This is a genomic window from Entomoplasma ellychniae (assembly GCF_002930155.1).
In the GTDB taxonomy this organism is placed as follows: domain Bacteria; phylum Bacillota_I; class Bacilli_A; order Mycoplasmatales; family Mycoplasmataceae; genus Entomoplasma; species Entomoplasma ellychniae.
Genome location: NZ_PHND01000001.1, coordinates 878,505 through 888,009, shown reverse-complemented (window position 1 = coordinate 888,009; position 9,505 = coordinate 878,505). Strand labels below are relative to the sequence as shown.

The 9,505-nt window shown below is 23.2% G+C and carries 7 protein-coding genes; 3 read left to right on the top strand and 4 right to left on the bottom strand.

The annotated features are described in order from the left end of the window. Positions 1 to 60 precede the first annotated feature (60 nt). Positions 61 to 1,104 (bottom strand): hypothetical protein, encoded by a 1,044-nt coding sequence (locus tag EELLY_RS04060; RefSeq protein ID WP_104206180.1) that lies wholly within the window; start codon positions 1,102 to 1,104, stop codon positions 61 to 63. Between the two features lie 1,476 nt (positions 1,105 to 2,580). Here EELLY_RS04060 and EELLY_RS04215 point away from each other — a divergent pair. Beyond that, positions 2,581 to 2,820 carry a hypothetical protein gene (locus EELLY_RS04215; RefSeq protein ID WP_181021070.1) on the top strand — a complete coding sequence of 80 codons (240 nt, stop codon included), beginning with the start codon at positions 2,581 to 2,583 and terminating at the stop codon, positions 2,818 to 2,820. A gap of 145 nt (positions 2,821 to 2,965) precedes the next feature. On the opposite strand, the gene EELLY_RS04045 is transcribed toward EELLY_RS04215, so the two are convergent. Next, entirely contained in the window at positions 2,966 to 3,667 is a 702-nt protein-coding gene (locus EELLY_RS04045) for a restriction endonuclease subunit S domain-containing protein (protein WP_104206178.1), read from the bottom strand. 26 nt (positions 3,668 to 3,693) lie between these two features. Then, complete coding sequence (locus EELLY_RS04210; protein ID WP_181021069.1) at positions 3,694 to 3,864, bottom strand: hypothetical protein; 171 nt, start codon at positions 3,862 to 3,864, stop codon at positions 3,694 to 3,696. A gap of 60 nt (positions 3,865 to 3,924) precedes the next feature. Between EELLY_RS04210 and EELLY_RS04040 the strand changes: the two genes are divergently transcribed. Continuing rightward, positions 3,925 to 4,647 carry a tyrosine-type recombinase/integrase gene (locus EELLY_RS04040; RefSeq protein ID WP_104206177.1) on the top strand — a complete coding sequence of 241 codons (723 nt, stop codon included), beginning with the start codon at positions 3,925 to 3,927 and terminating at the stop codon, positions 4,645 to 4,647. A 13-nt stretch (positions 4,648 to 4,660) separates the two neighbouring features. Then, a complete protein-coding gene (locus tag EELLY_RS04035) occupies positions 4,661 to 5,665 on the top strand; it encodes a restriction endonuclease subunit S (RefSeq protein ID WP_104206176.1) in 1,005 nt (334 codons plus the stop codon). A 75-nt stretch (positions 5,666 to 5,740) separates the two neighbouring features. Here the strand turns inward: EELLY_RS04035 and EELLY_RS04030 are convergent, their stop codons facing one another. Further along, positions 5,741 to 9,370: an AAA domain-containing protein gene (locus tag EELLY_RS04030; RefSeq protein ID WP_146063623.1), complete on the bottom strand. Its 3,630-nt coding sequence runs from the start codon at positions 9,368 to 9,370 to the stop codon at positions 5,741 to 5,743. Between the last annotated feature and the right edge of the window lie 135 nt (positions 9,371 to 9,505).

The window sequence follows — 9,505 nt, the reverse complement described above, 5'->3', positions numbered from 1 at the left end:
TTGATAAATTTAAATCAAGAACAAGTTGGGTAATGTCTTTTTTAACAAAAGCTAAAATAGTTAAATTTCAGTTTTAGCACTAATTTTAACACTTCCTTGTTTACCATAATAAGCATCAGTTTTATTAAAATCAAAATCACCAAGAGTTAAATCACTAATACCAGTGGTTTTTTTTAAAGCTTCTAATACTTGTTGATCAGTTAAATCATTTGATAAATTTAAGCCAAGAGCAAGTTGAGTAATGTCTTTTTTAGCCAAAGCTGGAATGGTTAAATTTTTATTTCCTGTAATTCTAACGGATTCAGTTTTAGCACTAATTTCAACACTTCCTTGTTTACCATAATAAGCATCAGTTTTATTAAAGTCAAAATCACCAAGAGTTAAATCACTAATACCAGTGACGTTTTTTAAAGCTTCTAATACTTGTTGATCAGTTAAATCATTTGATAAATTTAAGTCAAGATTAATATTATTAATATCAGCTGGAGATAGTTTTGGAATTGTTAAAGTTTTGTGGCCTTTTAAATAAATAGAATTTTCAGTGGCTTTTATACTCACCATCCCATTAGAACCAAATTTTGGTTTAGATAAAACTAATTTAAAATCAGTGATTGATAAATTTTTGTTATGTGTTTTAGTCTTTAAATCATCAAGAATTAACCTCTTGATATCATCTTCTTGGTTTTGAATTCACTGAACATGATTTCAGTTATCAAAAATATTTGTATCATAATTTTCTAGATCCATTTTTTCTAACTTTTTCAATTCTTGATATAAGACGATTTCACCATTATATTTGAAATCATTGTTTTTACTAGAATTACCAACAAAAACAAAACCTTTTTTCAAAAGTGAATCACCAAAAGATTGATCTGTTTTAAAATGTACAGTTATGCCTTTAAGTTTATCAATTCCTTTATAATATATTTCTATTTCTAACTCACTTATAGTTCAAAATTCATTAGTCTTTGAATCTAAAAGTGATTGAAGTTGTTCTCTAATAATTGAAATATCCTTTTTTGGGGTATTATTAGAACCTACAAAAGTGATAATCGGCAACGTTGCCAAATTCAAAGCTGATAATATTAATAATAATTTTTTCATATTTATCCTTTCAAAAGAAATTTTTTAAATGAAATTTTGAAATTAATTCTAATTTAGCTATTAATTCGCTAAACTGCATAATTTTATATATAAAATTTACAGAAAATAAAAAAAACTAATTACTTACTTAAAAGTAAATATTAGTAAACTTAAATTATATTTTTATACCTAATATATTTTGATTTTAACATATTTTTGTTTTCAATAGCCTTTAAAATTTTAATGGCCTTTTGCCTTCTACCCAAAAGTTATAACCCAAGATTTTTAACTTGAATTCATTATAATATTTTTTTGATTGCCAGTATCCTTTGTTTACCATCAATCACTTCATTATTTCCAACAAGAATTGGTGAGAATTATACAACCATTAACTATAGATCTATTAAGAGTGACGATTTTTTTTACTTTAATATGTGTGATGTTCTAAAAAATTTATTTTATTCATGATAACTCCTTTATTAAAAAGTAAATAACAATTAAATGACTTTGCTTCATTGTTATTGGTTTTAAATTTTGAATTTTTTTGCATATGCAAAAAAATAAACTTACATCTATTAAGTGTAGTCACATTAAGTGTAAAAATAACTTTATATCTTTTTATTTTTATTCACTATTATATGTTATCAAAAAAAAAAAAAAAATCAAGTCAATTTTAAATAAAGTGTGTTGAATTGTAAGTGATAATGCCTCAATTAATTAGAAGCAGAAAAGTCCAAAGCCTTAAAATTATATTTGAGATGGTGAAATAGAACAGTTGTTTAATATATCAAAAGAAATGCACTCGCAGTTATTGAACAATAAATTAAAAGACTTACTAAGCAAAAAACTCAATAGTTTTAAATTGCTCTATAAGAACTATAGACATAAAAATAGCTATTTTTAAAAATAAAGGAATAATTTGATTTATACAAGCTAACAGCTAAATGTAATGCAAAATTAAATAAAACTGTTTCAAAATTTAAAATGTTTTTAATGGTTGTTGCTTTTGTGATTTTTTGATAGTTATTTAAATTAATTATTTCATGATTCATTATCTCCAAGTTTTGATAAGTGGTTTAAATGATGTAATTTATTTTAGTGATTTATTTTTTTTAAAATTTTAGTTTAATTAACAAAGATATAAATAATTTTAAATATATAAGATTTAGACATATAACAGTCTGCTCAATATTAAATATTAAATTAATATAAAAAGTACTTTCATGTATATGAAATTAGAAAAACTATGTCTATTTAAATTACAATTTTAAAAGTGAGTGTTACCCACTTTTTATAGACACCCCCAACTTTGATTTATTGCCAATATATAAACAATAGAACTATTTATCACGTTTAGATATTAAATATATATAATAAAAATACGAGATAATATTAGATAAATATTTTAAAATAACCCTAAATAAATTTAGGTTGCTTCAATTGCGTTTGTTATGATACATAGAAGAGTATCTAAAATGAACGATATAGGAGTATCCAATGGTGTTGCTGCAATTTTTGGATGTTGTAACTGAACCTTCTCTATATAAAATAAATTTAAAACACTTATTTACATTAATAGGTTGTGCTATAGGAACAATCTGTGGAAATATTATAATGGTCTCTTCTAACTCATATGCATTAAAAGGAGCATCTTCAATATTTGGTATTTTAATATTTTTACAAGAAGAACCAGAAAAACTGGTGCTGCAACTTGAATTGGTGGTGGGTATTTATTAAGAACAATTCCAGTTTTATTTTCATGTGCTATAAACATTTATAGCAACATGCCCACTAGGTAAAACTAAATACTTCTGAAATAATTCTAGAGAAATTTATATTAAATGATTTTCATGAGGATATAAACGAATTAACGATTTTTTAATTACTTTATTAAAAGCGAAGATAATAAAGTTATATTTTTTTCGAGATAATCTTCTATATCTGACACTACAGAAATAGAATTAAAAAGAACAAACATTAATTTTTCAAAATTTTCATCATTCTTTATTTTTATTTTACTTATTATTTTATTTAAACTTTGTTCATTTAAGCCAACCATTGTTGTACCTGTCGCAAAAAGAGATTTGTGTTCATAAAATATTTCAGACATAAAGAATGAAAGATTAGAAAATGCAAATTCATTATTGCTTTTTATGCCTCACATACCATTAGATAAAATTAAATCTTTATCATGGTTTCTAAATAAAAATTTTTTTTCACCTAATAGTTTACTTATATACAAGGTATTTTTTTCAAAAATTATTCTGGCTCTACTTGGAAGATTTTCAAAAAAAGAAATTTTTTTAATTTTATTATTAAAATTTCCTATATCTGCAGTTTGCGAATAGAATCCTGATTTGGTTTTTATTTCTTTTTGGAAAATTATATTTAATTTATTTCCATTATCATCAATTATAAAATTACTGAAGACTTTTATTAATTCTAACAACCTTTCTTTAGTTTTTAAAATTTTATTTTTCATAAATTCAATAGGTTCAATAATATCAATTATTTTTTGTTGTTCTTTAATTGAAGGTATTTCTATATTTAAACCGCATGCTACATTTGGGTTCATTTTTGGCATTGTTGAACCTGTATTTGAATTAGCTACTAAATTATCATAGCTTTATCTGTTTCTTCATCAACAAACTTATTCACGTTTGAAGGATTATCTAAATCAGATTGTGTTAAGTATTTTATTAATCCTGAAGTCTTAGCGGCAAGGCCTGCTCCATATATGGGCTTACCAATTAAAATTTCACCAAGTTTATAAATAGCCATTATTAAACCTCCAGTTGTTAATTAATATTATTTTATACTAAATATGACAGGAGGAATAAGATGAATTACAATAAATATATTATTTTTTTGAAAAAAAATAATTATTCAAAAAACACAATAACAACTTATGAAAACATTTTGAAAAAATATTCAATCATTTTTCATAATATAAGTTTGATAAAAAAAGAATTAAGAAAGTACTTTAAGCAGCCAAATACAGTTTGAACTCATTATAATGTTATTTGCTCATTTATGAAGTGATCGAATGATAAAAGAATTGTTAAATTAAAAGAATTGAAGTTACCTAAGATTCCAAAAAAATATATGAACGTTTTTAAAAAAGATTTTCTTTATGAAAAAACAGAAATAAATGAAAGCGATGAAGAAATAACAATTCAAAAAAAAATAACTTTAAGATTTCTTTTTGAAACAGGAATTAGAGCATGTGAGTTATCAACTGTAGTTTACATAAATAATCAATATATAAGTGTTTTAGGAAAAGGGAACAAAATGCGTGATGTATTGCATAATAACTCAACTACTGAGTTATTACCTAAGTTTTCTTTTACAACTAAAACGCTTCGTATTTGAGTTAAAGAAATATTGGGAGAGGAATACACGCCGCACTCAATAAGAAGAAGTTTTGCTACTCATATGCTGCTTAAAGGTGCCAATCCTAAAATGGTAATGACACAATTAGGTCATGAGAAAATTGAAACAACTTTTAGATATCTAAATTTATCTTTGGAAGAAAATTGAAAAATTTACAGTAGCTTTTTATAGTTACTGTTTTTTAATGGCTATTTATAAACTAGGAGACATTGTAAGTGAAATTATTGTAGGTGGAGATAAACCAAAAAATTTTTCAAAAAGCAGAAATGAAAAATATACAATTCCAGTTGTTTCAAATGGTACAGGCGTTTCTCAAATTATGGGATATACAGATAAAACAAAAATTATTAATAATTGTATAACAATCTCTGCACGTGGTACTGTAGGGTATATATCTTTTTGAAAAAAACCGATTTTCCCTATTGTGAGACTGATTACATTAAAATGCGATATACAAAAAGTTAATGAAAAATTTTTATTTTACAAATTGAATTCAACTTTTATATTCTCTACAGGTGCTGTACAAAAGCAAATAACAAAGCCAATGATTGCAAAACTATTATTAGAAATACCCTCTTTAGAAGAACAACAAAAAATAATTGATATTATTGAACCTATAGAAAATGAAATTAAATATTTTTCAAAAATTATTGTAAAACTTGAATTATTATTAAGACAATATTCTAACAATTTAAAAAAAATAGAGAAAATAATTAATTTAATTGAGTTCAATAAAGGAACTATTTTGAAAAGTAAAAATTTTAAGTATGACTCAAAACTAACAGGTTTTATAGATATCAAATCATTATCAAATAATGTTTTTACTAAATTTGTTGAATTTTCACCGAATTGTTTTTTTGGAGATATTTTATTATCTTTAGATGGAACACCTGGGAGAATTTCTTATTCTATCCAAGGTTTTAATGGATATGCATACAATTTAAAATCAAAAACTATTTCTAATAGTCAAATTTATGTAGACATCATAAATAATAAAAATCAAAGAATAATATCAAATAACTCAAATGGAACTACAATTAAACATGCGACTAAAGCTAAAGAAAAAATGTGGCATTTTAATTCAGACAAAAAAATAACTGATTCTATTCTTCAAGCTTTAGTTATTTCAAAAAAAATTCACAATAACTTAGAAGATATCAAATGTAATTTGATAAGATGCTTAAATTAAATAAAAAATATTTTAAAGTTAATTAAGCTCTAAAATATTTTTTGATTTTATGAAATTTATCCATATTTAAAATAACTATAGTACAATTTTAGTTTTTTCATTTATTATTTTTTTTAATTTCTCTATTTTCATATTAGATTCACTTAGTGAAAATCATTGATTTGAAAGTATTCTAGCCAAAGTCCAACCTCTTGCTTTTAAAAAATTATGTATTTGAAGTTCGTCATCCAATTTTGAGTAATTTAAAAGCAAATTTTCATTATCTAATATAATTCCAAGTAAAAAATTATTGGTTGTTTTTTCTTTTATTACAATTGGCAGATAAAAATTATTAATTTGAAGATTTTCTACGATTTGATAACTATTATTCAATATTTCTTTCAATTTTTTTACAACATCATTTTTAAAGAAATCTATGCTATCTTCTTTTGAATTATTATGCATTGTTTCGTCATAGTTATTTTTAGATATTTTATCACAAGATAAATTTTTATTGTCTTGTAAATTTTCTGCATAAATTAAAAATTCCTTAAATAAATTACCACTTTGAGTATTTGATTGTATTATAGATGCTGGAATAGATTTAACTATAATCATTTTTTCTTTAGCTCTTGATATAGCTACGTTTAGTCTTCTTTCCCCGCCAACTCTACCAATAGGACCAAAATTGTTTATAAATTTACCATCCTTATTATTCGCAAAACCTATAGAAAATAATATTATGTCTCTTTCATCTCCTTGTACGTTTTCTATATTTTTTACAAATAAATAATCTTCGGTAAAATTAGGGGTCATTAGATTAAATAATTTATCATTTGTATGCGAAGCTTCTTCTAGTAAATCTTCAATTAAAGACTGTTGCTTTTGGTTAAAAGTTATAACACCAATGCTTTTACCGTTATAGACCTCTTTTGAGCCATCAATAATGTTGATTATTTTTTTCACTATTATTTCAGCCTCAACTAAATTGTTTTGATTCTCTCACATCCCATTAACATCAATCATTTCTATAGGTTTATTCGGGATTTCTGGGTTATCAACCACAATCAATTTGCTTTCGTAAAACTTATTGTTTGAAAAATTAATCAATTCTTTATATTTACTTCTATAGTGAAATTTCAACATATAATTTTTAAATCTAGATTTAGAAAAGTCTAATAGACTTTCATTTTGAAGAACAGTTAAAATTTCATTTTCTTCTATAGTTTCAACTTCATCCTCTAAACTATCATAATCTTGATCATCTTTTGATTTAAAAAAATTAGTAGGTGGTAATTGTTTATCATCTCCGGAAATAATATATTTTTTACTTCTATACATAACTGGTAAAGCTTTTTCTGTAAAAATCTGCGATGCCTCGTCGAAAATAGCGTAATCAAATTCTTTTTTTATTAAAGGAAATCTTGTTGAGTTTGAAATTTCCTCTGGAGAAGAAATTATAATTGGAAAAAACAATTTGATTAATTCCGAATAATGTTGGAAATAGGTTGAAATCTTGATATTTGTTTTAACACCATCTATATGTCTTATCATTTTTGAAAATAGTTCCATATATGAAACAAAACCAGATGGTTTTGCTGTTTTAACCATTGTTTTAATATTCTTTTTTATGTATATTAAATGATTTTCAATAATTTCATTAATTGCGTTGTTTTTTCTAAGTTTTAAGTGTTTTGCTATGTTTTCTAAATAATCACTATTTATTGAATTGATATTTTTTGAATTTTTAATCTCGAAATATAATGACCATATTTGAATCAAATGAGGAATTTTTAAATCATTTTTGTAAAAATCTTTTAACTCCTTGTGTAAACTAAAATTACTTATTAAATTATTAAGTATTGCAAAATCTGCCTTGTTTACAGGTTTTATTAAAGAATCTTCGTTTAAAACTTTATTAATTTTGGATATTGACTCCAAATTTAAGTGGTTTTCATAAATTTTTTGAAAAAAAGAAGTTTCTTTAAGCTGATTGAAAATTATTTTTATTGTTTTTTCTGAATTAATGTCAAATAATTCGATTTGTTTAGACACAAGATGAAGTTTGTTTAATGAATTTATTTCACTATAATTATTTATAAATTCTTTTATTGAATAGTTAGGCAAAATTTTAAATAATTTAAATGATGTACTTAAATTTTTTTGTAAAATAATGATTGAATTAATTAAATTTTGATTTTTTATTTTTCATATTTTAAAGTTCTTTCTATTTTTAAATTTAACTTTTAAACTTTTTAAATTAAAAACTTCTAGATTGAAAGATCATTTTATAAGTTGTTTGGCTTTAAATTTTAATGCTAATTCTAAAATTTCTGAGCAAACATCCTTATCAAAAAAATTTATAATACCTTCTATAGATTTATAAATTAAAATAAGTGACTTATTTTTAGAATATAAATCTATAAATTTTAAAATAAATTCTAATTTATAATCTGAAATAACTTTTATTAATTTTTCAATTTCATTATAATCGTTAAAAATGTTTAATTTATCTGAAACAATTTTATAAAGTTCTTTATATTTATCTAATTTCTCCTGGTCAAGCTTCAGTAAGTATTCAAGACTTTCATTTAATTCATTTGAATTTTGATACTCTAAAAATTCATTTTTAAATTTAAAATATTCATCCAAATTTATGTAATTTTGTGTTATATAATTAATAATCAACAATGATCTTTTAGCTTCCAAAATTTTATTTTGATCAAAGTCCAAATTTTGAATTATTTCAAAAATTATTTTTTGGAGTTTAGAGTCATATTGTTGATACTTTTTTAATAATTCTTCATCAAAATCAAAACTTAATAAATTTTTTAAATAGTTAGTTCCTTCTTTTGTTTGAAAAAGTTTTTGGTAAGTTAAAAAATTATTTTTTTCATTATTATATTCATCTATATATTCATAAGAATTGGAATATTCTTTATTAAAGTTGTCAATATCAATATTACCAAACTTTATATAGTTTAATATGATTTTTGAAGTTTTTTTTATTTTTTCATGAAAGCTCTTAGGGGTTTCCTTAGCGTGTATTTTAAGAACAAAATTATTTAATAAAGACATTCTGTCGTATACAACGTCTGATGCTACTTGTTTTTCTGTTATAAAAAGAGTTTTTTTACTCTGATTAATTAAGTTAGCAAGTATATTTGTTATTGTCTCAGACTTACCTGTCCCTGGTGGACCTCAAATAAATGAAGAATTTTTCAAAGAGTTAGCTATAGCTAATTTTTGAGTTTTATCTAGATCAGAAATGACCACTATTTCATTTTCTTCAAAAGTTTCTAAAGAATTATCAAAGGGGTCATACTTTTCACTAATTAAATCGTCTATAAAGTCATTATCGCCTCTTCTTTCCAGGATGTTGTAAGCCTCTAAAATTGAAGAGGAAGCTATATCATACAATCCGAAACTAAGAATGTTATGTATTTCTATATTAGGGTGATCTAAATCCTTAACGTCTTTAGATGTAAATTTTTTTGGATTTTCTAAATTATAATGAGAAATATTTCCTTCATACTTACTTTCAATTTTTTTCAAAGAAACTTCACTTAGAAGTTTTGATATAAAAAACACTGATAAGCAATCTTCATTTTTAATTTGATTAAAATCATAGTTTAAATTATTTGATCTTGCAATTATAGATAAAACGGAATTATTTAATATAGGGTCACCAATTTTAATAATGATTTTAGATCCCTTTATAATCATTTCTGTTTCTCAAATAATCAAAGGCGCTCTAAAATATTCCTCATTTTCTGAAGATAGTTTACCTGAAATATAAGGGTATCCAATCCCTAAAGCTCTTATACTTTTTTGTTCTATAAGAAGTCTATTTTTCTTTTC